The organism is Erythrobacter westpacificensis, assembly GCF_039542285.1.
Lineage (GTDB): Bacteria > Pseudomonadota > Alphaproteobacteria > Sphingomonadales > Sphingomonadaceae > Alteraurantiacibacter > Alteraurantiacibacter westpacificensis.
On the sequence record NZ_BAABHV010000010.1, the window covers coordinates 267,229 to 289,923 of the forward strand.

The 22,695-nt window shown below is 64.5% G+C and carries 24 protein-coding genes; 11 read left to right on the forward strand and 13 right to left on the reverse strand.

The annotated features are described in order from the left end of the window. Positions 1 to 109 precede the first annotated feature (109 nt). From ABFX23_RS09210 to ABFX23_RS09240, 7 genes are all read left to right on the forward strand, one after another. Complete coding sequence (locus ABFX23_RS09210; protein WP_346032802.1) at positions 110 to 2,254, forward strand: PQQ-dependent dehydrogenase, methanol/ethanol family; 2,145 nt, start codon at positions 110 to 112, stop codon at positions 2,252 to 2,254. Between the two features lie 73 nt (positions 2,255 to 2,327). Then, positions 2,328 to 3,839: an aldehyde dehydrogenase family protein gene (locus ABFX23_RS09215; RefSeq protein WP_346032803.1), complete on the forward strand. Its 1,512-nt coding sequence runs from the start codon at positions 2,328 to 2,330 to the stop codon at positions 3,837 to 3,839. 77 nt (positions 3,840 to 3,916) lie between these two features. Beyond that, positions 3,917 to 4,789 (forward strand): amidohydrolase family protein, encoded by an 873-nt coding sequence (locus ABFX23_RS09220; protein WP_240624636.1) that lies wholly within the window; start codon positions 3,917 to 3,919, stop codon positions 4,787 to 4,789. 19 nt (positions 4,790 to 4,808) lie between these two features. Next, positions 4,809 to 5,555, forward strand: a complete 747-nt coding sequence (locus tag ABFX23_RS09225) for an SDR family NAD(P)-dependent oxidoreductase (protein ID WP_346032804.1) — start codon at positions 4,809 to 4,811, stop codon at positions 5,553 to 5,555. Between the two features lie 29 nt (positions 5,556 to 5,584). Continuing rightward, positions 5,585 to 6,592, forward strand: coding sequence for a zinc-dependent alcohol dehydrogenase family protein (locus ABFX23_RS09230; RefSeq protein WP_346032805.1), 1,008 nt, complete (start codon positions 5,585 to 5,587; stop codon positions 6,590 to 6,592). Between the two features lie 12 nt (positions 6,593 to 6,604). Next, the gene (locus ABFX23_RS09235; protein ID WP_346032806.1) at positions 6,605 to 7,507 is read left to right on the forward strand and encodes a TauD/TfdA dioxygenase family protein; all 903 of its coding nucleotides are present in this window, start codon (positions 6,605 to 6,607) and stop codon (positions 7,505 to 7,507) included. Between the two features lie 220 nt (positions 7,508 to 7,727). Then, positions 7,728 to 8,360, forward strand: a complete 633-nt coding sequence (locus tag ABFX23_RS09240) for a thermonuclease family protein (protein WP_346032807.1) — start codon at positions 7,728 to 7,730, stop codon at positions 8,358 to 8,360. 267 nt (positions 8,361 to 8,627) lie between these two features. Here the strand turns inward: ABFX23_RS09240 and ABFX23_RS09245 are convergent, their stop codons facing one another. Continuing rightward, positions 8,628 to 9,029, reverse strand: coding sequence for a VOC family protein (locus ABFX23_RS09245; RefSeq protein ID WP_346032808.1), 402 nt, complete (start codon positions 9,027 to 9,029; stop codon positions 8,628 to 8,630). A 116-nt stretch (positions 9,030 to 9,145) separates the two neighbouring features. Here ABFX23_RS09245 and ligM point away from each other — a divergent pair, with 116 nt between their 5' ends. Both ligM and ABFX23_RS09255 read left to right on the forward strand, forming a co-directional pair. Beyond that, complete coding sequence (gene ligM, locus ABFX23_RS09250) at positions 9,146 to 10,564, forward strand: vanillate/3-O-methylgallate O-demethylase (RefSeq protein ID WP_346032809.1); 1,419 nt, start codon at positions 9,146 to 9,148, stop codon at positions 10,562 to 10,564. 102 nt (positions 10,565 to 10,666) lie between these two features. Beyond that, positions 10,667 to 11,347 carry an alpha/beta fold hydrolase gene (locus tag ABFX23_RS09255; RefSeq protein WP_346032810.1) on the forward strand — a complete coding sequence of 227 codons (681 nt, stop codon included), beginning with the start codon at positions 10,667 to 10,669 and terminating at the stop codon, positions 11,345 to 11,347. Here ABFX23_RS09255 and ABFX23_RS09260 read toward each other — a convergent pair. After that, complete coding sequence (locus ABFX23_RS09260) at positions 11,344 to 12,363, reverse strand: NAD(P)H-dependent flavin oxidoreductase (protein WP_346032811.1); 1,020 nt, start codon at positions 12,361 to 12,363, stop codon at positions 11,344 to 11,346. The genes ABFX23_RS09255 and ABFX23_RS09260 overlap by 4 nt on opposite strands. A 91-nt stretch (positions 12,364 to 12,454) precedes the next feature. Here ABFX23_RS09260 and ABFX23_RS09265 point away from each other — a divergent pair, with 91 nt between their 5' ends. Continuing rightward, positions 12,455 to 14,260 carry an SLC13 family permease gene (locus tag ABFX23_RS09265; protein WP_346032812.1) on the forward strand — a complete coding sequence of 602 codons (1,806 nt, stop codon included), beginning with the start codon at positions 12,455 to 12,457 and terminating at the stop codon, positions 14,258 to 14,260. A gap of 12 nt (positions 14,261 to 14,272) precedes the next feature. Here the strand turns inward: ABFX23_RS09265 and ABFX23_RS09270 are convergent, their stop codons facing one another. Beyond that, positions 14,273 to 15,553, reverse strand: a complete 1,281-nt coding sequence (locus ABFX23_RS09270; protein WP_346032813.1) for an aspartate kinase — start codon at positions 15,551 to 15,553, stop codon at positions 14,273 to 14,275. A gap of 58 nt (positions 15,554 to 15,611) precedes the next feature. Here ABFX23_RS09270 and ubiG point away from each other — a divergent pair, with 58 nt between their 5' ends. Continuing rightward, positions 15,612 to 16,352: a bifunctional 2-polyprenyl-6-hydroxyphenol methylase/3-demethylubiquinol 3-O-methyltransferase UbiG gene (ubiG, locus tag ABFX23_RS09275; RefSeq protein WP_346032814.1), complete on the forward strand. Its 741-nt coding sequence runs from the start codon at positions 15,612 to 15,614 to the stop codon at positions 16,350 to 16,352. Here the strand turns inward: ubiG and ABFX23_RS09280 are convergent. The 10 genes from ABFX23_RS09280 to ABFX23_RS09325 form a co-directional block, all read right to left on the reverse strand. Beyond that, the gene (locus ABFX23_RS09280) at positions 16,349 to 17,452 is read right to left on the reverse strand and encodes a glycerophosphodiester phosphodiesterase (protein ID WP_428831653.1); all 1,104 of its coding nucleotides are present in this window, start codon (positions 17,450 to 17,452) and stop codon (positions 16,349 to 16,351) included. The two genes, ubiG and ABFX23_RS09280, sit on opposite strands and share 4 nt — an antisense overlap. Further along, the gene (locus ABFX23_RS09285; protein WP_346032815.1) at positions 17,449 to 18,357 is read right to left on the reverse strand and encodes an FUSC family protein; all 909 of its coding nucleotides are present in this window, start codon (positions 18,355 to 18,357) and stop codon (positions 17,449 to 17,451) included. The genes ABFX23_RS09280 and ABFX23_RS09285 overlap by 4 nt, the downstream gene beginning before the upstream one ends. Before the next feature lie 22 nt (positions 18,358 to 18,379). Next, the gene (locus ABFX23_RS09290) at positions 18,380 to 18,730 is read right to left on the reverse strand and encodes an ArsC family reductase (protein ID WP_346032816.1); all 351 of its coding nucleotides are present in this window, start codon (positions 18,728 to 18,730) and stop codon (positions 18,380 to 18,382) included. Positions 18,731 to 18,906: 176 nt separating this feature from the next. After that, positions 18,907 to 19,206, reverse strand: a complete 300-nt coding sequence (locus ABFX23_RS09295; protein WP_346032817.1) for an antibiotic biosynthesis monooxygenase family protein — start codon at positions 19,204 to 19,206, stop codon at positions 18,907 to 18,909. A gap of 50 nt (positions 19,207 to 19,256) precedes the next feature. Further along, positions 19,257 to 19,601 carry a hypothetical protein gene (locus ABFX23_RS09300; protein WP_346032818.1) on the reverse strand — a complete coding sequence of 115 codons (345 nt, stop codon included), beginning with the start codon at positions 19,599 to 19,601 and terminating at the stop codon, positions 19,257 to 19,259. A gap of 105 nt (positions 19,602 to 19,706) precedes the next feature. Further along, the gene (gene ruvC, locus ABFX23_RS09305) at positions 19,707 to 20,171 is read right to left on the reverse strand and encodes a crossover junction endodeoxyribonuclease RuvC (RefSeq protein WP_346032819.1); all 465 of its coding nucleotides are present in this window, start codon (positions 20,169 to 20,171) and stop codon (positions 19,707 to 19,709) included. A gap of 21 nt (positions 20,172 to 20,192) precedes the next feature. Beyond that, the gene (locus tag ABFX23_RS09310; protein WP_346032820.1) at positions 20,193 to 20,939 is read right to left on the reverse strand and encodes a YebC/PmpR family DNA-binding transcriptional regulator; all 747 of its coding nucleotides are present in this window, start codon (positions 20,937 to 20,939) and stop codon (positions 20,193 to 20,195) included. Positions 20,940 to 21,017: 78 nt separating this feature from the next. Next, on the reverse strand, positions 21,018 to 21,833 hold the full coding sequence (locus tag ABFX23_RS09315) for an SDR family oxidoreductase (RefSeq protein WP_346033037.1): 816 nt from the start codon (positions 21,831 to 21,833) through the stop codon (positions 21,018 to 21,020). A 181-nt stretch (positions 21,834 to 22,014) separates the two neighbouring features. Beyond that, positions 22,015 to 22,251 carry a DUF2312 domain-containing protein gene (locus tag ABFX23_RS09320; RefSeq protein ID WP_119587879.1) on the reverse strand — a complete coding sequence of 79 codons (237 nt, stop codon included), beginning with the start codon at positions 22,249 to 22,251 and terminating at the stop codon, positions 22,015 to 22,017. Between the two features lie 108 nt (positions 22,252 to 22,359). Beyond that, positions 22,360 to 22,677: a DUF1244 domain-containing protein gene (locus ABFX23_RS09325; RefSeq protein ID WP_120077310.1), complete on the reverse strand. Its 318-nt coding sequence runs from the start codon at positions 22,675 to 22,677 to the stop codon at positions 22,360 to 22,362. Between the last annotated feature and the right edge of the window lie 18 nt (positions 22,678 to 22,695).

The following is a 22,695-nucleotide window of genomic DNA, read 5'->3' on the forward strand; positions in this document are numbered from 1 at the left end:
GCGAGCAGCCCTTCGTCCCGCTTGCACCTTGCCCACGGCAACACTAACGACAGTTAAGATTGCGCGCCTTCCATGGGGAGCGCGGGGACATGCTTTGGGAGAGGCAAGGATGAACTTGGGCAAGTGGGCGGCCGGTGCCGCCATGGGCATCGCACTGGCAAGCTGCCAGACCACCGGCGAGGAACTGGCGCAGGCCGTGCCCGCGCAGGTCGGTTCGGTCGATGGGGCGGATCTGCTTTCCGCCGCCGCCAACAATGCCAACTGGCTGACTTACGGCCGCGACTATGCGGAGCAGCGCTACAGCCCGCTGGCGCAGATCAACGCCGGCAACGTCGGTCAGCTCGGCCTCGCCTGGTATGCCGACATGGATACCGCCCGCGGGCAGGAAGCGACCCCGCTGGTGATCGACGGGCAACTGTTCGTCACCACCGCATGGAGCAAGGTGAAAGCCTACGACGCCACCACCGGCGCGCCGCTGTGGGAATACGATCCGCAGGTGCCCGGCGCGACGGCGGTGAAGGCCTGCTGCGACGTGGTGAACCGGGGCGTCGCCGCATGGGGCGACAAGCTGTTCCTCGGCACGCTGGACGGGCGGCTGATCGCGCTCGACCGGGCGACGGGCGAAGAGGTCTGGTCCGAAGTCACCGTCGACCAGTCTATGGCCTACACCATCACCGGTGCGCCGCGCGTGATCGACGGCAAGGTCATCATCGGCAACGGCGGCGCGGAATACACCACGCGCGGCTATGTCTCCGCCTACGATGCCGAAACGGGCGAGATGCTGTGGCGCTTCTACACCGTGCCGGGCGCTCCCGACGAGGCGGCGAGCGAGCCCGCCCACCTTGCTGCCGCCCGCGAGACGTGGAACGGCGAGTGGTGGAAGCTGGGCGGTGGCGGCACCGTGTGGGATTCGATGGCCTACGACGCGGAGCTGGACCTGCTCTACATCGGCGTCGGCAACGGCTCCCCGTGGAACCAGGCCTATCGCAGCCCCGGCGGCGGCGACAACCTCTACCTCTCCAGCATCGTGGCGCTGCGCCCTTCCACCGGCGAGTACGTGTGGCACTACCAGACCACGCCCGGCGACACCTGGGATTTCACCGCCACGCAGCACATCATGCTGGCCGACCTCGAGATCGACGGTGAAGTGCGCGAGGTGCTGATGCAGGCACCCAAGAACGGCTTCTTCTACGTGATCGACCGCGCGACCGGCGAACTGATCAGCGCGAATAACTACGTGGCGCAGAACTGGACGACCGGGATCGACATGGAGACAGGTCGTCCCATCGTTGTGCCCGAAGCGCGCTATGGCGACACCGGCGCGCCCTTCGTATCCACCCCCGGCGCGGGCGGCGGGCACAACTGGCACCCCATGGCCTACCACCCGGCAGAAGGGCTGGTGTTCATCCCCGCGATCGAGGCGGCCTTCCCCTACGTTCCCGAGGAAGACTGGGAGCCCGATCCCAACTACGGCTTCAACGTCGGCATCGACCAGTCGGCAGGCTTCCTGCCCGCAGACCCCGAAATCCGCGCCGCTTCCGCCGCCGCCACCAAGGGCGCGCTGATCGCGTGGGATCCGGTGGCGCAGGAAGAACGCTGGCGCGTGCAGTACCCCGGCCCGTGGAACGGCGGCGCGCTGGCCACCGGCGGGGGGCTGGTGTTCCAGGGCACGGCGGCGGGCAACATGGCCGCCTACTCCGTCACCGACGGTGCCGAACTCTGGCGCTTCCGCGCGCAGACCGGCGTGGTGGCCCCGCCCATCACCTACATGATCGACGGCGAACAGTACCTGGCCGTGCTGGCGGGCTGGGGCGGCATCTGGCCGCTGGCACCCGGCGGCTTCCTGAACGAGACGAGCGGGCCGGTGCAGAACATCTCGCGCCTGCTGGTGTTCAAGCTGGGTGCGAGCGGCGAACTGCCGCCGGAGCCTGAACTGGTGCGCCTGCCGCTGGACCCGCCCGCCTTCCGCGGCAGCGAGGAGCAGGTGGCCTCCGGCACCTATGACTACGGTCGCTACTGCGCGGCATGCCACGGCGACAATGCCGTCGGCTCCACGGTGCTGCCGGACCTGCGTCGCAGCGCCGTGCTGCAGAGCGAGCAGGTGTGGCAGACCATCGTCCACGACGGCGCGCTGGAGCAGCGCGGCATGGTCGGCTTTTCCAAGAGCCTTTCTGCGGACCGGATCGAAGCGATCCGCCAGTTCGTCATCTTCCGCGCAAACCAGGACAAGGAGTTGGAACAGCGCGGCGGATAGTCATGGCCAAGGCGCGCCACGATTGCTATAATAGACAACAATTCTTCGATTCTCCCGGGATAGGAGCCCCACAATGAACGAACAGACCACGATCGATCGTACCCAGCGCGAATATTCGGAAGCCGCGAAGAAGGCGCTGGGCCGCAGCCCGCAGCTCTACATCAACGGCGAATGGGTGGATTCCTCCGGTGGCGAGACCATCGACGTCGAAGATCCGTCCTCCGGCAAAGTCGTCTCCAAGATCGTCGAAGCCAGCGACAAGGACGTGGACCGCGCCGTTGCCGCCGCGCGCACCGCCTTCGACGATGGCCGCTGGCGCAACATGCCGCCGGTCGCCCGCCAGAAGATCATGAACCGCCTTGCCGACCTGATCGAGGAACACGCCGACGAGCTGGCCGAACTGGAAGCCATCGACGTGGGCAAGCCCAAGGGCATGGCCGGCGCGATCGACGTACCGGGTGCCGCCGCCCACATCCGCTTCTGCGCGGGCTGGGCGGGCAAGATCAACGGCGAGACGATTTCGCCCTACACCATGCCGGGCGACATGATGTTCGCCTACACGCTGAAGGAGCCGGTGGGCGTCTGCGCGCAGATCGTGCCGTGGAACTTCCCGCTGCTGATGGCCTGTTTGAAGATCGCGCCGGCCCTCGCCGCCGGTTGCACCACCATCCTGAAGCCTGCCGAGCAGACCAGCCTCACCGCGCTGCGCCTGGCGGACCTGATCGCCGAGGCGGGCATTCCCGCAGGCGTCGTCAACATCATCACCGGCTACGGCCACACCGCAGGCGACCGGATGGTGAAGCACCCCGATGTCGACAAGGTGGCCTTCACCGGCTCGACCGAGATCGGCAAGCTGATCAACCGCAATGTCACCGACACGTTGAAGCACATCACGCTGGAACTGGGCGGCAAGAGCCCGGTGGTGGTGATGCCGGACGTCAACGTGCAGGAGACAGCGCCGGGCGTTTCGCAGGCGATCTTCTTCAACTCCGGCCAGGTGTGTGTGGCAGGCTCGCGCCTCTACGCGCACAAGAGCGTGTTCGACGACGTGGTGGAAGGCATGGCCCAGACCAAGGACTTCTGGGCACCGCGTCCCTCGCTCGATCCCGACGCCCACATGGGCCCGCTGGTGTCGAAGGAACAGCACGAGCGCGTGATGGGCTACATCGATGCGGGCAAGCGCGACGGTGCCAGCGTCCTCATGGGCGGCGATGCGCCGTCCGATGATGGCTACTACGTCAACCCCACCATCCTCACCGACGTGAATCCGCAGATGAGCGTCGTGCGCGAGGAAATCTTCGGCCCCGTCGTCGTCGCCCAGCGGTTCGAGGACCTCGACGAAGTGGTGAAGGACGCCAACGACACGCAGTACGGCCTTGCCGCAGGCGTGTGGACCAAGGACGCCAGCGCCGCGCACCGCATCGCCAGCAAGCTGCAGGCGGGAACGGTGTGGGTGAACTGCCACGCCATGATCGACACCGCGATCCCCTTCGGCGGCTACAAGGAAAGCGGCGTCGGCCGCGAACAGGGCCGCGAGGGGATCGAGGCCTACCTCGAGACCAAGTCGGTCATCATGAAGCTGTGATCGGCTGACACGAACAGGCCCGCCGCCGGACGAACCGGGGCGGGCCTTTTCTTTTGCATTCGAACCGGAGAACCGCCTTGCCCGTAGATATCAACAAGGTCCGCGCCATCGACGTGCACGTGCATGCCGAGGTATCCTGCCACGATCCCGAAGACCCGGTGATGGGCAAGTTCTTCGACGCCGCCAGCGCCTATTTCAAGGCGCCGCGCGAACGGCCCAAGATGCCCGAGATCATCGAGCTCTACCGCGAGACGAACATCGCCTTCTGCATGTTCACCGTCGATTGCGAGAGCGGCATGGGGGCAAAGCGCGTCTCCAACTACGAAGTGGCGGAGATCGCCAACAAGAACGACGATATCTGCATCCCCTTCGCCTCTATCGACCCGCACAAGGGCAAGTACGGCGCGCGCGAGGCGCTCGACCTGATCGAGAACCATGGGGTGAAGGGTTTCAAGTTCCACGGCATCGCCCAGAACGCGCACCCGGCAGACCGGATGGGCTATCCGATCTACGAGGTCATCAACGAGTACAAGCTGCCCGTGATCTTCCACACCGGCCACTCCGGCATGGGCACTGGAATGCGCGGCGGCGGCGGGATGCGCCTGAAATACGGCGAGCCCATGCTGATCGACGATGTCGCGGTGGACTTCCCCGACATGAAGATCATCCTTGCCCACCCCAGCTGGCCGTGGGTGGACCAGAGCCTTTCGATGGCGCTGCACAAGGACAACGTCTTCATCGACCTGTCGGGCTGGAGTCCCAAGTACTTTCCCAAGCAGGTCATCACCTACGCCAACACCCAGCTCAAGAAGAAGATGCTGTTCGGCAGCGACTTCCCGCTGATCCACCCGGACAAGTGGATCGCGGCGGCCAAGGAAGTGGGTTTCCGCGACGAGGTGATGCCCGGCATCATGAAGGACAACGCCGCCCGCGTACTGGGCCTAGCGTAAGCTCTCAGGGGGAGAGGCCATGGATTTCGAAGGCAAGCACATCGCCATAACCGGCGCGTCCTCCGGCATCGGGCTGGAGACGGCGCGGATACTGGCGCAGCGCGGCGCCTCCGTCACGCTGATCGCCCGGCGGGCGGAGCAGTTGGAAGAAGCGGCGAAGGAACTGGGCGACAAGGCCGCCTGGGCCGCTGCCGACGTTGGCGAGCGCGAGCAGCTGGACGCTGCGCTCGACAGTGCAGTTGAGCAGAACGGCCCGATCACCGGCCTATTCGCCAACGCGGGCCTGACGGGCGGCTTTACCCCGCTGCTGGAATACCCCGGCGAGCTGTGGGACGACACCTTGCGCGTCAACCTTACCAGCGTGTTCTGGGCCGTGCAGAAAGTGCTGCCCGCAATGGTCGAGGCAAAGGGCGGTTCCATCCTCGTCACAGGTTCCATGGCATCGAAGCGCGGCATGGCGATGAACCCCGCCTATGTCGCCTCGAAACATGGCCTGTTGGGCTTCAGCCGCGCGGTGGCGATGGAAATGGCGCCGCACGGGGTGCGCTGCAACTGCGTGATCCCCGGCTTCATCGAGACAGAGGCCCTCGCCCGCATCCCGGAAGAGCAGCGCGGCATGATAGAAAAACGCGTGCCGCAGCGGCGCATGGGCAGCGTCGCGGAAATGGCGGAGGTCGCCGTGTTCCTGTTGTCCGATGCCGCCAGCCATGTCACAGGTCAGGACTGGGCGGTTGACGGCGGCACGCTGGAAACGCTGGAAGTCTGATACTGAACAGGTCGCAGGGGAGAGAGACAATGCGCGCATGGTTGCTGCCGGAAGGCGCCGACGGTTTTGACAAGCTCTACATGGACGAGCTGCCCGATCCTGAGCCGGGTCCGGGCCAGATCCTGATCGCGCCTACGGCCTGGTCCCTCAACTACCGCGATTTCGCGGTTGCCGCGGGCAAGTATTTCGGCGGCCCGATAACCGAGCCTTCCATTCCGCTGTCGGACGGCGCGGGCAAGGTCGTGGCCGTGGGCGAAGGCGTGAAATCGGTGCGCGTGGGCGACGAGGTGCAGAGCACTTTCTTCCAGGGCTGGCACAACGGCCCGCCCAAGTTCGTGCCTGCGCTTGGCGACGGCAAGGCGCCCGGCATGCTGGCCGAGAAAGTGGTGCTGGACGAGCACGGCGTCATTCCCATCGCCCGCAGCCTGACGATGGAACAGGCCGCCTGCCTGCCCTGCGCGGGCGTCACCGCGTGGAACGCGCTGTTCGAAGGCGGCAATCCGCTGAAGGCGGGTGACAAGGTGCTGGTGCTGGGCACCGGCGGCGTATCCCTGATTGCGCTGAAACTGGCCAAGGCGTTCGGAGCGGAAGTGATTGCCACCAGCTCCTCCGACGAGAAGCTGGAGCAGGTGAAGGACCTCGGCGCCGATCACGTCATCAATTACAAGACCACGCCCGAATGGGGCGACCATGTGAAGGAAACTTTCGGCGGCGCGAACAAGATCGTCGAAGTGGGCGGCACCGGCACGCTGGAACAGTCGATGAAGGCCTGCGCCCCGCTGGCAGAGATCGCGCTGATCGGCGTGCTGTCGCAGGGCACCCCGCCCGATACTCATGCGCTGATGTTCACCGGCTCCTCGATCCGCGGCATCTTCGTCGGCTCCGCCCGCATGGCGAGCGATCTCAACACCTTCGTCGACAAGCATCACCTCACCTTCCCCGTCGGCAAGACCTTCGCTTTCGAGGAAGCTGACAAGGCCTACGCCTATGGCTGGGGGCCGGAAAGCTTCGGCAAGACGGTGATTTCACTGGGTTAGGAGGCCAGGGCCATGTGGCAGGTTCGCGTAGCGCCGTGCGGCGATTTCGATAACCACCCGTTCCAGTCGGAGCATTTCACCTGCGAACCGCTGGGCGCGGCGATGGGGGCCGAAATCACCGGCGCGCGCCTGCCCGACCTTTCGGACGAGGGCATCGAATCGCTCAAGCAGGCGCTGTGGAAGCACAAGATGGTGTTCCTGCGCGATCAGCACCTTAGCCATGCCGAGCACGAGGAGTTTTCCCGCCGCCTCGGCCCATTCGCCGTCGATGCCTACACGCAAGGGGTGGAAGGCCACCGCGACGTGCACCCGATCATCAAGGAAGCGGACGAAGTCACGCCCAGCCTGTTCGGCGGCGGCTGGCATACCGACAGCCCGTTCCTCGAAGAACCGCCCAGCATCACCACGCTGCGGCAGGTGGAAGGCCCGCCCTACGGCGGCGACACCACCTGGACGAACACGGCGCTCGCCTTCCGGCACCTCAGCAAGGTCTACCAGGACATGCTGCGCCCGCTGAAAGTCTGGATGAGTGCGCGCAACAATTTCGCCACGCAGAACCTGCTGCGCGAAGGCGGCGCGATCCAGTTCGGCGACCCCGAAAAGCACGAACAGGGCCTCAAGGGCACCGTCCACCCGCTTGTCCGCACCCACCCGCACACGGGCGAACCCTCGCTCTACATCTGCGACACCTACGCCGCCGGGATCGACGGCATGACCACGCACGAGGCAAAACCGCTGATCGATTTCCTGGTGCAGCACACCATCCAGCACGCCTTCACCTGCCGCCTGAGGTGGGAACCCGGCATGGTCTGCATGTGGGACAACGCGGCCACCATGCATCTCGGCCCCAACGACTACGACGGCTTCCGGCGCGAGATGTACCGCACGACGATCGCGGGCGGGGTGCCGGTTTAGGGGTGGGCTTCAACTCGCTTGTGTAGGCTAGCATCTGGGGAACGACTGTACTGCCCGTTCGAATAAGGCGCAGTCCTGCATAGGTGACAGTAAGCTGTGACTGCTATTCCGGCCAATCGTGGCCTGAAATCGCGATTGGCTGCTAAGGAACCGATTTTCGGGCTTAATAGACCTGCCTTGGCTACTCATCGAAATTCGCTGCTGTTATGATGCTTTTTCCATGACCTACGACCAGTCATTCATCATTGCCCCCGAAAACCTCGACGATACAGAGACATTGGATGTAAAAGTCACAAGGGTTTTCGATGGCGATGGTTTCCTTGCCAAGGTCTGGCATCCGGTTCGTCAAGCTTGGGTCGAATCTGTTTCATTCCGGCTGGCGTTCATCGACGCTCCTGAGATGGATCAGCGCTTTGGAGAAGAAGCTCGCAATGTGCTTGAATGGCTCATAGGTGGCAAAATACTCCAAGTCGTTCCGATAGTGAAGGAGTTCACACCTGACAGCCCACTCGACCAGTACAAAAGACTTCTCTGCATGGCCTACCTAACCGAGGAAATGCCAGTCGGAAGGAAACATTATTACTTGGATGGTGAATGCAAGGATGGCGTCGCAAAACGCGCTCGATTATTAACGCGAAACATCGAACTTGAACTGATCATAAACGGCTGGGCTTGGGTTGTCCGGCAATACGCGTTTGATCACGAAGAGAAATACTTCGAAGCTCAGGATGATGCCAAGCGAATGCGGCGTGGCCTTTGGGCGGCGCGCAAACCTGAGCCGCCTTGGCGTTTTAAGCAGCGCCAAATGCGATGGCGAGACGCTAACATAGGGCAATCGAGCATATTTGACTGACACGGCGAGCAGCATCAGATGGTTCAAACGCGAACAGCGGTTCGCTCTTTCGGATTTTCCGATTTGCACCTAATAGCGGCCAGTAAGAAACTGCTTCCCTACACGCCAGCCAATAACGGACACCCCGCACCCGCTCTTTGAACCCGTCAGTCGTCCTCATCAAAAAGCCCCGCCGCCGTGCGGGGCTTTCGCGTTTCCGGCGCGCGTTATGGAAATGCAGTTAGCCCGCTCCCTGCATGTACTTCATCAACTTGCATGGCCTGCAAGTCACTTGCCGAAGAAGTTGAGTTCCAGCAGCACGTTGTTGGGATCGGCGGTGAAAATCTGCTTCAGGCCAATCGCTTCCACCAGATTCTCCTGGTAGTCCGCGCCGCGCGCATCCAGCCGCGCCTTCATTTCCTCGTAGCCCGTCAGCCGCAGCGCCACGTGGTGCAGCGCGCCGGTGACATCGCCGGGCGTTACCTCGCGGTCGTAGGTGCGCTGGCAATCGAGCGAGTTGATGTGAAAAATCGCCCGCCCCGCTGCATCGAACATCCACTGCGCGGTTTGCGGCGTCAGCGGCGGCGGCGCGTCGCGGCGTTCGAGGCCCAACAGCTCGGCATAGAAATTCGCCGTGCCGTCCAGATCGTCGGTGATGATGTTCACGTGGTCCAGCGCTTCGACCTGCATGAAACCCCTCCTGTCTTTTTGCTGCGGATTCGCCTTGCACCTGTAGCCGAATATTGTATGCACCACATACTAATTTCGCATACGTGATTCATTCACAACCATGGAGAGGAGCCATAATGGCCGACAATCTGGAACAAGTGCTGGCGAAAGCTGACGGCGGCATCGTCAAGCAGCTTCGCAACAACAAGATCGGTGCCTACGTGTATCCGGTCGTCGCACCCGAATTCTCGAACTGGCGTGACGAGCAGTGGGCCTGGCAGCACGGCGCCGTGCTGTTCGACCAGTCGCACCACATGTTCGACCTGTACATCAACGGTCCGGACGCCGGTAAGCTCCTGTCCGACACGATGGTCAACTCGTCGAAGGGCTGGGAAGTCAACAAGGCGAAGCAGTACGTCCCCACCACGCCTTACGGCCACGTGATCGGTGACGGCATCATCTTCCGCCTCGCCGAAGAAGAATACGTCTACGTGGGCCGTGCGCCCGCTGCCAACTGGCTGATGTACCAGGCCGGAAAGGGCGGCTACAACGTCGACATCATCAACGATCCGCGTTCGCCCTCGCGTCCGATGGGCAAGCCGGTAAAGCGCATTTCCTGGCGCTTCCAGATCCAGGGCCCGCGCGCCTGGGACGTGATCGAGAAGCTGAACGGCGAACCGCTGGACAAGCTGAAGTTCTTCAACATGTCGACCATGAAGATCGGCGACAAGACGATCCGCACCCTGCGCCACGGCATGGCCGGTTCGCCGGGCCTGGAAATCTGGGGTCCGTACGAAGACCAGGAGTATGTCCGCGACAAGATCCTCGAAGCCGGCGAAGAATTCGGCCTCATCCCGGTCGGCAGCCGCGCCTACCCGTCGAACACGCTGGAATCCGGCTGGATCCCCAGCCCGCTGCCTCCGATCTACACCGGCGAACTGCTGGAAGACTATCGCAAGTGGCTGCCCGCCGACGGTTACGAAGCCACCGGCTCGATCGCCGGTTCGTTCATCGGCGACACGATCGAGGACTACTACACCAACCCCTACCAGCTGGGGTACGGTCCGTTCGTGAAGTTCGACCATGACTTCATCGGCGCCGACGCGCTGAAGAAGATGGAAGAAGACGGCACCAAGGATCGCTACAAGAAGGTGACCTTCGAGTGGAACGCCGACGACATGAAGAAGATCATGGGTTCGCTGTTCGATCCGGAAGGCGAGCAGTACAAGTTCTTCGACCTGCCGCTGGCCAACTACGGCAACTCCAGCTTCGACGCTGTGAAGGATGCCGACGGCACCGTGATCGGCAAGTCGATGTTCACCGGCTACTCGTGGAACGAGAAGAAGGCCCTGTCGCTCGGCTTCGTCGACGCCGACGTTCCGCTGGGCACCGAGCTTGCGCTCACCTGGGGTGAAGAAAACGGCGGCACCGAGAAGACCACCGTCGAGCCGCACAAGCAGCTGGACGTCAAGGTCATCGTCTCGCCCGTGCCTTACGGCAAGATGGCTGCCGACACCTACGCCACCGGCTGGCGTACCTCGAAGACTTTCTCGTAAGTCTTCGCAGCCAATCGGCTGAACGGAATTTGGGGAGGCAGCTTGAAACTGCCTCCCCTTTTTCGTGGGCGGCCCTAACGTGCAGGAAAAGGAGGATTGCCGATGGCCAATTTCGTTCTCGTTCACGGCGCCTGGGGTGGAAACCACACCTGGGGCGAAGTCCCGGCCAGGCTGGAAGCCGAAGGCCACCGCGTGCTCAACTGCACCCTGCGCGGCCTCGGCTCGCGGCAGGGCGAACTGCACCCCGGCATCACGCTGACCGACCATGTCGACGATGTGTGCGATCAAATCGAGGAAGCTGGGTTCGAACGTTTCATCATCGCAGGCCATTCCTACGGCGGCATGGTGATCAGCGCCGTCGCCTCCCGCCTAGGCAGGCGAATCGACGCGATCTGTTACGTCGATGCCTTCATGCCCGACAGCGACCAGTCATTGTGGGACATTACCGGCGAGTTCGAGCACAACTGGTATATCGACACCCAGCGCCACCAGCCGGGCTACGTCACGCCCATCGGGTCGATCGACTTCGAGCAGGTGCCGGGCGTCGTCGGGTTTCACCCCTTGCTGACATTACTGGAGGCCATTCCCTTCAGCGGCGAGGAAAAAGCCATCGCGAAGAAGTGCTACATCTTCGCCACCGGCTACGATCCCACGCCCTTCGCCGGGTTTGCCGAAAAGGCGAAGGCAAGCGGTTGGGATTATCACGAAACGAATACCGACCACTTCGTGATGCAGAACGACCCGGACACGACCGTCGCGGTGCTGCTGGGGCTGGCGCGCTAGACCCTGTTGCGCAGCGTCAGCGCGGCTTCGCTTTCCTGCATCAGCTGCGCGATGATGTCGGCCACGGGCTCCTCCGCCTTCACCATGCCGACCGACTGGCCTGCCATCAGGCTGCCGTTCTCCACGTCGCCATCGATCACTGCGCGGCGCAGGGCGCCTGCCCAGTAGTGCTCGATCTGCAACTGCGCCTCGGCCATGGCGATTTCCTCGCGGTCGAGCACGGCGGCGACTTCGCGCTGCTTGGCGGTGAATTCCTCGGTGCCCTTGTTCTTCAAAGCGCGCACAGGGATCACCGGCAGGCGCGGGTCGACCTGCACAGATGCCACGGCATCGCGGGCGCTGGCGCGGAAGAAAGCCTTCTTGAAATCGGGGTGGGCAATGCTTTCGGTCGCACAAGCGAAGCGGGTGCCAAGCTGCACGCCCGCCGCGCCCATTTCGAGGTAGCCTGCGATCATGTCGCCCCTGCCGATTCCGCCCGCCACGAAGACGAGATTATCTCCCGCCAGTTCGGGCAGGATTTCCTGCGCCAGCACGCTGGTGGAGACAGGGCCGATGTGGCCGCCCGCTTCCATCCCCTCGATCACCAGGGCATCGGCGCCGGAGCGCAGCAGCTTCTTGCCCAGCGCCAGCATCGGGGCAAAGGCGATCAGCTTCGCGCCCTTCTGCTTGATGGCATCCACGCTGCCCTTGGGCGGCAGGCCACCTGCCAGCACCACGTGGCCGACCTCGTGCTTCGCGCACACGTCGATCAGGTCGAAAAGGTCCGGGTGCATGGTGATCAGGTTCACGCCGAAGGGCTTGTTTGTCAGCTTCTTCGTCTCGGCAATTTCGTTGTCGAGCAGTTCGGGTGTCATCGCGCCGCAGGCGATCACGCCGAAGCCTCCGGCATTGCTGATGGCGGAGACGAGGTTACGCTCCGAAACCCAGCTCATCGCGCCGCACATGATCGCGTAGTCGGAGCCGAGGAAATCGCTGCCACGCGCCATCAGCGCGGATGTCTTGGGATAGGTGCTCATGCCCGGCTGTTAGGCGCGGCGCGCGCCTGCTTCAAGCGCGGCTTGCAAATGGCGCTTCCCGCTTGCCCTGCAACACAGTAGACGAGCCTCGATGCTCGATGCTCTCCTCGACTGGCGCGATGCCTACGGGCCGGTGATCGGGCTGGTGCTGCTTGTCGGCCTGTTCGGCGCCTTTCTGCTGGAGCGGATGCCGCCGGTTATCCTGGCCACCGTTGCCGGGGTCGCGATGCTGGTGCTGGGCTTCCTTTCGACCGACGAACTGCTCGGCGTATTCTCCAACGCCGCGCCGATCACCATCGCCGCGATGTTCGTGCTTTCGGGTGCGCTGCTGCGAACCGGCGTGCTGGAGGCGGTATCGGGCTGGGTCATCCGCCGCACCCGCCGCCAGCCGAAGCTCGCCGTGGCGGAGATCGGCGCGGGCACGATCTTCGCCTCGGCCTTCATGAACAACACGCCTGTCGTGATCGTGATGATCCCTATCGTGAAGCGCATCGCGACCGTGCTGGGCACGGCGGCAACGCGGCTGCTGATCCCGCTGTCCTATCTCTCCATCCTCGGCGGCACGCTGACGCTGATCGGCACCTCCACCAACCTGCTGGTCGACGGGGTCGCCCGTGATGCGGGGCTGGAGCCATTCCATATCTTCGAGATCACCGGCGTCGGCCTTGTCGCGGCGGCCACGGGCGTGGCCGTGCTTGTCCTCCTGGGTCCGTGGCTGCTTCCCGACCGCGCACCGCGCAGCACCGACCAGGAGGCGGAGAGCGACATGTTCCTTTCCCACCTCGTGATGGAAGCGCGCAGTTCGCTGATCGGTCGGCGGATCGGCGACACCGGCATTGCGCGCCGCCCCGGCGTGCGGGTGATCGGCATCAAGATCGGCACCCGGATCGAGCGCAAGAACGTCGAGGCGCACGTGCTGGGCGCGGGCGACCAGCTGGTCGTCGCCGCGAGTCCGGCAGAGCTTGCCTCGCTGGCCGAACATTTCGACTTCCGCACCGGCCTGACCGGGCTTGGCGGAGAGCTTATCACGGCCGGGCCTGAGCGACCTGCGGACCTGCGGCTGATCCAGACCGTCATCAGTCCCGGCCATCCCGTTATCGGCAGGCGTCTAGCCGAAATCCCGATGCTGTCGCAATTGCACCTGCGCGTGCTCGGCCTGTCGCGCCCTCGCCATATCGCGGGGCCGGAACTGGCCGAAGTGCGCTGCCGGGTGGGCGACCGATTGCTGCTGGCCGTCGGCAGCGACGGGGCGCGCGCGTTGCAGGACAATGTTCACCTTGCCGACGTCAGCGAGGCACCCGCGCGTGCGTTCCGGCGCAGCAAGGCGCCCATTGCGCTGGCCGTTCTCGCCGGTGTCGTCCTGCTTGCCGCCGTGCTAGGGTGGCCGATCCAGGGGCTTGCCATCGCCGGGGTCGCGCTTGTGCTGCTGACCCGCTGCATCGAGCCGGAAGAGGCGTGGAGTTCAATCGACGGCAACACGCTCGTGCTGATTTTCGGGATGCTCGCCTTCGGCAAGGGGCTGGAGAATGCAGGCACGGTCGAGATGATGGTGAACGCGCTCGGCCCACTGTTCGCCGCCGCCTCCCCCTTCGTCCTGCTGCTGGCCCTCTACGCCGTTACCTCGCTGCTGACGGAGGTGGTCACCAACAATGCCGTCGCGGTCATCCTCACGCCGCTCGCCATCGGCCTTGCGCAGTCGCTGGGCGTCGATCCGCGCCCGCTGGTGATAGCGGTGATGTTCGGCGCCAGCGCGAGCTTTGCAACGCCCATCGGCTACCAGACGAACACGCTGGTCTACGGCGCGGCGAACTATCGCTTCGTCGATTTCCTGCGGGTCGGGCTGCCGATGAACGTGGCCGTCGGCCTCGCCACCTGTATCGCGCTGACGATCCTGTAAGTCGCAGTCCGCTTAAGCGGCTTCGTCCTTCGCATCGAGGCCATAGGCGGTGTGCAGCACGCGCACGGCCAGCTCGGTCTCGTCCTCGTCGATCAGCACGGACACCTTGATCTCCGAGGTGGAGATCGCCTGCACGTTGATCCCGCGGTCGGCCAGCGCCTTGAACATGGTGGCGGCAACGCCGGTGTGGCTCTTCATGCCCATGCCCACGACGCTGATCTTGGCGACCTTGCTGTCTGTGATGATGCGATTGAAGCCCAGCGTTTCCTTCTTGTCCTCCAGCAGCGCCTGCGCGCGGGCGAGTTCGGCCTGCGGCACGGTGAAGGTCACGTCGGTCTCGCCCTTGTCGCGGCCCACGTTCTGGATGATCATGTCGACGTTGATGCCGGCCTCGCCCAGCGGCGTGAAGATATCGGCCACCGCGCCCGGCTTGTCCGGCACGCGGGTGAGGACCACGCGGGCCTCGTTCTTGTCATGGGCGATGCCGGTAACGGACTGGCGTTCCATATTCGATTCCTCCAGGATCTTCTGCATCTCGTCTTCGGAGACGATCATCGTGCCGGGCAGGGTATCGGCAGGCGGCGCGCCATCGTCCACGAAGGACGAGAGCACCTGCACGCGCACGTTGTGTTTCATGGCGAGGCTGACGGAGCGGGTCTGCAGCACCTTGGCGCCGACGGAGGCCAGCTCCAGCATCTCCTCGTAGGAGACGTAAGGGATCTTGCGCGCCCGCGCGACGATGCGCGGGTCGGTGGTGTAGACCCCGTCGACGTCTGTATAGATGTCGCAGCGGTCGGCATCGACGGCAGCGGCAATGGCCACGGCAGAGGTGTCGGACCCGCCGCGGCCCATGGTTGTGATGCGGCCTTCCTCGGACACGCCCTGGAAACCGGGGATCACGGCGATCTCTCCCGCCGCCATCGATTCGCGCAGGCGCGGCGCGTCGATTTCGTCGACGCGGGCATTGGCGTGGGCGGAGAAGGTCTTTACCGGCAATTGCCAGCCGAGCCAGCTGCGCGCCTTGCAGCCCATCGCCTGCAGCGTGAGCGCCAGGAGGCCACTGGTCACCTGCTCCCCGCTGGCAACGACGACGTCGTATTCGGCCGGATCGTACAAGGGATTGGCTTCGCGGCAGAAATTCACCAGCCGGTCCGTCTCGCCCGCCATCGCGGACACGACCACGGCCACTTCGTTACCGCCCGCAGCCTGCGCGCGCACGATATTGGCGACGCGGCGAATGCGCTCGGTCCCGGCAACAGACGTGCCTCCGAATTTCATCACGATGCGGGCCAAGATACGTCCTTCATGCGTTATACTGGTTCTTGTTCGTGCGCGCTGTTAGGGAGCAAGCATGGCTGACGCAACTGTATCGAATGCAACCATTCGTCCCGAAGAGGCCGAACACTTCGGCAAGCTGGCTGCCGACTGGTGGAATCCCGCCGGTTCCTCGGCAATGCTGCACAAGCTGAACCCGGTTCGGCTGGGTTTCATCCGCGAGGCTGTCGACATGCACTGGGGCGGCGACGTGGAGACCGCGAAGCCGCTGGCGGGCAAGCGCGCGCTGGACGTGGGCTGCGGCGCGGGCCTGCTGTGCGAACCGCTGGCAAGGCTGGGCGCGGAAGTGACTGGCGTGGATGCGGCGGAAGAGAATATCGCCGCGGCCACCAGTCATGCGGCGGGAGCGGGCCTGCCTATCGATTATCGCCACGGCGAACTCGGCACGCTGGGTCTCGGCCATTTCGATCTCGTCACCAGCATGGAAGTGGTCGAGCATGTCGAGGACAAGCAGGCTTTCATCGCCCAGCTCGCCGCGCATCTGGCACCCGATGGGCTGATGGTGCTTTCCACTCCCAACCGCACGCTGAAGAGCCGAACGCTCCTCGTGGGCGCGGCGGAGGCACTGGGCGCGGTCCCCAAGGGGACGCATCACTGGGAGGACTTTGTCACTCCCGAAGAGTTCGAAGCGCTGCTGGAGGTGGCAGGCATGGCCATGGGAGAGCCAAAAGGCATCGCGTTCTCCGTAGGCAAGGGCCTGCACCTGTCGGATGATCTCTCGCTCAACTACATCGTCACGGCGCGGAAACGCGATTAGCGGTCCACATCGGTCGTCATGATCGTGCCCAACAGGTTTTCGGCTCCATCATCCGGGAAGACAGCCCGGACGATCGCAGGATCATCAGTGAACACGCCGTCGGTCCCAATCGCTCCTAGCATCAGTGCCAGCCCCGCGAGATTGCCGGGCGCGGCCTCATTGCCGGGAAGCTGCAGGGGTTCTGGGAGAAAGGCATTCTCCTTTCGCAACGTCCAGGCGTGCACGAGCAGGCCCGCGTCATGCGCACGCTCGACAAGACCGGTGGATGTGCCGTCTGCCTTGAGCAACAGCGGAATGGCCACGCCTATTCCATCCGCATGGGCGGCGATCTGGGCAAGTCCGTCCGGCGTCACCATGTCGGCGTAGCTCATCGCCGGATCGTCAGCAGGTCCACCCTCGGCGCTGAGAAGCTGCACCAGCCGCAGGTCGGTCAGGCCGTCCAGCCGCTGCAAGGGTGCAACCTCGAAGCTCTGGATGAACACAGGAGCATTCGCCCCCTCGTAGCCTGCCGCGTGCAACTGCTCGACCAGCATGGCGGCAAGGTCGTGGCCGATGCTGCTGAAATAGCCGGGGTGCTTGATCTCGGGATAGAGGCCGATCGTGCGGCCCGTCTCCGCCTCCTTGGCGCGCACCAGCCGGATGATCTCCTCCAGCGTCGGCACCTGGTAAAGCCCGTCGTAGTGCGTGTTCTGCGGCCTCAGGTCCGGCAACCGCTCCCGTGCGCGCAGGGTGCGCAGTTCGGCGAGCGTGAAGTCCTCGGTGAACCAGCCGGTCACTTCCTCGCCGTCGATCACGCGGGTGGTGAGGCGGGCAGCGAATTCGGGGCGCTGGCCCACGTCGGTCGTGCCCGAAATCTCGTTCTCGTGCCGCGCCACCAGCACGCCGTCCTTCGTCGCGACGAGGTCCGGCTCGATGTAGTCGGCCCCCTGGTCGACGGCGCGTTCGTAGGCCGCCAGCGTATGCTCGGGCCGTTCCCCGCTCGCGCCGCGATGGGCGATGATCAGCATTGCGTCCTCCTGTGCCGCGCTTGTTGTCGGGGCGAGGCAGCTTATCAGGGCCGTAAAGACCAGCACGAAAGCGGTGACATTCCTGCTTGTCATTCGCGAACTCCCTTTTCCTCCGCCTCTTCGACCGAGCGGAACTTGTCGCCTTTGCCCTGCGAAAGCGATTGTCCCGCTTCGACCCAGCGCGCGGCCTCGTCCAGTTTGGAACCGTCATCCCGGCCGCCTTCGCGCGCCAGCATGGTATGGGTGACGTCGCTCAAAGAGAGGCGCAGTCGCTTCGAGCATTCCCGCCACTGCTCCGTGCGCGCCTCGATCCGCGCCTTGTGCATGCGCCCGCGAAAAGTGCGCTGCGCGATCCGGCCGACGTATTCCAGCTGCTCGTCCAGCGTCATCGCGGCCCGATCCATATCGCGCAGCGCGCTTTCCACCTCGTCGCGCCCGCACTCACTATCGCGGCACCGGCACAGCGCATCGCGCAAAGCGTCCGCCGCGCGCACCAGCTTGCCCCCCTCCTTACGCATGATGGCGAAAGGATCGGGCGTCAGCAGCACCTGGCTGAAGGCAAGCGCCACGCCGCCGCCGATCAGCGCATCGATCACGCGGGCGTAACTGTTCTCGCCCTGCCCCTCCACCAGCACGATCACGGCAGAGACGCCCGCCTGGATGCCGATGATGGGCTGCACATCGAACGCGATGGCGAGCATGATCGCCGCGAACACCGCCAGTGCCATCATCGGCGGCTGCACTTCCCCGCTAGCCGCAAGGGCCGCTTCGCCGACCACGATGCCCACCACCACGCCCAGCAAGAGTCCCAGTGCCTGGCGCGAGTGGCTGGGCAGGCCGGGCGCGAGGCTGACAACCGCAGCGACGGCGGCGAACAGCGGCGTATGCTCCGCGCCGAAGACCTGCAGGCCGATCCACCAGGCGATGCCCGCCGCCAGCGCCGACTCCAGCGATTCGCGAAAGGCCCGGCGCCAGTTGCGTTGCAGTCGCCCTAGCATGACCGTGTCAGCACAGCTCTTGTCAGCACAGGGCGGCTTCCCATTCGCTTTCGTTGAAGCCGACAAGCAGACCGCCATCGTGCTCCACCACCGGGCGCTTGATCATGCTGGGTTTCTCCACCAGCAAGCCCGCAGCGCCAGCGGCATCGTCGGCCTTCGCCTTCTCCTCGTCAGGCAGCTTGCGCCACGTGGTCCCGCGCCGGTTGAGCACGGTGTCGACACCTTTCGCGTCGATCCACTTGGAGACCTTGGCCGCGTCGGCCCCTTCCTTCTTGTAGTCGTGGAAGGTGTATCCGATCCCCTTCGCGTCCAGCCACTTGCGCGCTTTCTTCACCGTGTCGCAGTTGGGGATGCCGTAGAATTCAACCGTCATGCAAGGGAGCCTTTTCCTACTAACCTGGAACACATGGAACACTGTCCTAGAGGCAAAATGTCCGCCCTGTCAGCACGGCCTTTCAGGCTTCCCCCGATAGCGCGGACGTTGGGCAGATTTGCGACATTTGCGGCCATGCCAGGCGGCCTGCCCCACACCGGGGAGTGTAGGACAGGTCAGGGAAAGCGGTGGGTGCGCGGGCGATCACATCCGAACATCGTGTATTCGGCATACCAGCGGCTGCGGCCAGCGCTCATGGCAAGGCGGTGCTCGGCCACGCGGCCCCATGCGCGGGCCGATGCCTCGTCCTGCCATTCGGACAGGGCGACGACTTCGCCATCATCGGCGGCATAGCTCTTGAACGAGAGGTAGCCCGGCTGCCGCGCGGCGAGCGCTTCCATGTCCGCCGCCTGCGCTTCGTAGGCCGCCCGGTCGATATCGGCACGCTTGCGATTGCGGAAGACGACCAGGTACATGCCGCCGGATTACTCCGGTCGCACGCGCTGTCAAATCTCCCCGCAAATCCTCAGAGGACGCGGAAGTCGGCGATGCGCCCGTTGCTGGCGAAGGTGCAGGTGAATTCGTCGCGGCTGCGGTCGTTCGTTTCGATACTGCCGTCCACGCGCACGCTGTCGCGCGTCACCTGGTCCACCCGGTCCACGCGCACGCGGTCGCGGGTGTAGCGGTCGGCTTCCTGCCCGCAGGCATTCACGGCCGCGCGCTCGAAATCGCTGAGGTTCCGCTCGTTGTAGCCGTTGCCGCCAAGGATGCTGCCGAAGAGGCCGCCGAGCGGATTGCCGCCCACGCCTGCCTGGCAGGCACTGAGGGAAAGGGTGCCCACGATGAGGGCGGGCAGGAATTTCTTGCGCATGGGAATGCTCCGTGTTCGCGTTGGCGCCACGCCTCCCACGTGCCGGTCAAGCCTATCTACGAAGCCGCCAAGTTCTTGTTCCGAAACGACTTGTCGGCGGAGCGTTTAGCCGAGATTGGCGTCGGCAATGGCGACCGCCAGCGCATCGGCGGCGTCCGCCCCTTCCACCGCCGCGCCGGGCAGCAGAACCTTGAGCATGGCCTGCACCTGCGCCTTTTCCGCACCGCCGGTGCCGACGACCGCCTTCTTCACCAGCCGCGCCGCGTGCTCACGCACGTCGAGGCCCGACGCGCCGCAGGCCGCCAGCACCGCGCCGCGCGCCTGCGCCAGCTTCAACGTCGATTGCGGGTTCTTGTTGGCGAAGACTTCCTCCGCTGCCGCACGGTCGGGCCGGTGGCGGGCTATGACCTCCGCAATCCCGGCGTGCAGCATGGTCAGGCGGTCCGGCATGGCCGCTTTCGCAGAGGTCGCGATCTGGCCATTGGCCACGTGTGTAATACGGCTTCCCTCTGCCCGGATCACGCCCCAGCCGGTGCAGCTAAGCGAGGGATCGAGGCCTAAAATCAGCATGAGGGAATCAGCATGAGAGGCTCAGCTTCCCACCTTCTCCATCACCTCGTCGGAAATGTCGTAGTTGCCCCACACGGTCTGCACGTCGTCATCGTCGTCCAGCACGTCGATCAGCTTGAGCAGGGTGGCGGCGTTCTTCTCGTCCATGTCGACGGTGAGGTTGGGCTTCCAGGCCAGCTTCACGGTTTCGGCTTCGCCCAGCGACTTTTCCAGATCGCTGGCGACCTGGTGCAGGTCGTCCGCGGCAGTCCAGATTTCGTGGCCGTCTGCGGTGGAGGCGATGTCTTCCGCGCCCGCTTCAAGCGCGGCTTCCAGTACCGTCTCCTCGTCGCCGGCATCGGCGGGATAGACGATCAGGCCAAGGCGCTCGAACCCGTGGACCACGCTGCCCTCGGTGCCCAGATTACCGCCGTGCTTGGAAAATGCCGTGCGCACGGCGGTGGCGGTGCGGTTGCGGTTGTCGGTCAGCGTTTCCACGATGATCGCGCTGCCGCCGGGGCCATAGCCCTCGTAGCGCACTTCCTCGTAATTCTCGCCGTCTGCCGCGCTGGCCTTGTCGATGGCGCGCTGGATGTTGTCCTTGGGCATGGACTGCGCCTTGGCGGTGTTCACAGCCAGGCGCAGGCGCGGATTCATGTCCGGATCGGGCGTGCCCATCTTGGCCGCCACGGTGATTTCGCGGCTAAGCTTGGAAAACAGGTTGGAACGCTTCTTATCCTGCGCACCCTTGCGGTGCATGATGTTCTTGAATTTGGAATGGCCTGCCATGTCGGTTCTTCTAAAGGGGCTGAAAATGAAAGCGGGGCCTAGCCCAGCCCCGCCCATCCTTCAACAATGTCTGTCGTCTCAGCCGCCGACAACGGTGCCGCCGTTGGGATGCAGCACCTGGCCCGACATATAGGACGAATCCTCGCAGGCCAGGAACAGGAAGGCCGGCGCAACTTCGTTCGGCTCGCCCGCGCGGCCCATCGGGGTGTCGGTGCCCCAGTCGTCCATTTCTTCTTCCGGCATTCCGCCGCAAGGGTTGAGCGGGGTCCAGATCGGGCCGGGCGCCACGCCGTTGACGCGGATACCATCCTCGATCAGCTGACCGCTCAGCGAACGGGTGAAGGCCGTGATCGCGCCCTTGGTGGCCGAGTAGTCGAGCAGGATCGGCGCGCCCTGATACATGGTGATGCTGGTACAGTTCACGATCGTCGCCCCCCGCTTCAGGTGCGGGCGCACGGCCTGCGCCATGTAGAACATCGAATAGATGTTGGACTGGAACGTGCGCTGGATCTGTTCGGGCGTGATATCGGCGATGTCGTAATCGGGGTGCTGCTCGCCCGCGATCTGGATCAGGCTGTCGATCTGGCCGAACCGCTCGATCACGGCCTCCACGAAGCCGCGCGCGTATTTCAGGTCGCCCACGTCGCCTGCGGACAGGAGCACTTCCGCGCCCTCCGCCTCGCACAGTTCGCGGGTCTTCTGTGCGTCGTCGTGTTCCTCGAGGTAGGAGATCGCGATATTCGCACCCTCCCGTGCGAACAGCACGGCGGTGGCGCGGCCGATGCCGCTGTCACCGCCGGTGATGATCGCGACCTTGCCTTTCATCCGGCCCGAGCCGGGATAGCGCGGCTGCCATTCGGGCTTGCGATCCAGCGCGCTTTCGTGGCCCGGCATGGCCGGTTCCTCGGGAATGGGCGCGATGAAGGTGGCCCTGTCGGTTCTCTTGAGGGGCTCGGTCTTCTGGAGAGTGTCGGTCATGGTCGTCGTCCTGCAAATGCTTGATTTACAGGATCAACGACTGCCCCTGCCGCGCCGTTCCGCGCGCCGTCGCCCGACTGGCTCCGGCCAACCCGGCTTATGCCATGCCGAGCGCGGCCTTGTAGGTATCGAGGATCATTTCCTGCTCGCTGCGGTCGTTCGCGTCCATCTTCCGCAGGCGCACGATCTGGCGCATGATCTTCACGTCGTAACCCACGGCCTTGGCTTCGGCGTACACGTCACGAATGTCGTCGGCGATGCCCTTCTTCTCTTCCTCGAGGCGTTCGATACGCTCGATCAGCAGGCGCAGGCGGTCGTCGGTGGCTTCGGCCATGGGGGTATTGCTCCGGTGGTAGTCTTGAGAATCGTTCGGGCCGCTGGTTAGCGCAGCCGCGCGGCGGCGCAAGCGGGCCTGTGGACCGATTTGTGCGAAAGTGGAAAATTAGTGCGCGCCGCCCTCGTTCTTCGCGACGCTGGCCTTCATCCGCTCCAGCTGTTCGGGCGTGGCCTCGGTCTGGCGGGTGGCCTTCCACTCCTCCATCGGCATGCCGTGAATCAGTTCGCGCGCCTGTTCCTTGCTGCCGTCGTAGCCGGCATCGCGGATCCAGTCCGCCAGGCAATTGCGGCAGAAGCCGGACAGGCCCATCAGGTCGATGTTCTGCGCATCGTGGCGGTGGCGCAGGTGGCGCACCAGGCGGCGGAAAGCGGCGGCGGCCACGTCGTCGGGCAGCATGTCGAGGGGGTCGGTGGGCTCGCTCATCATATATCCTTGTCTTGT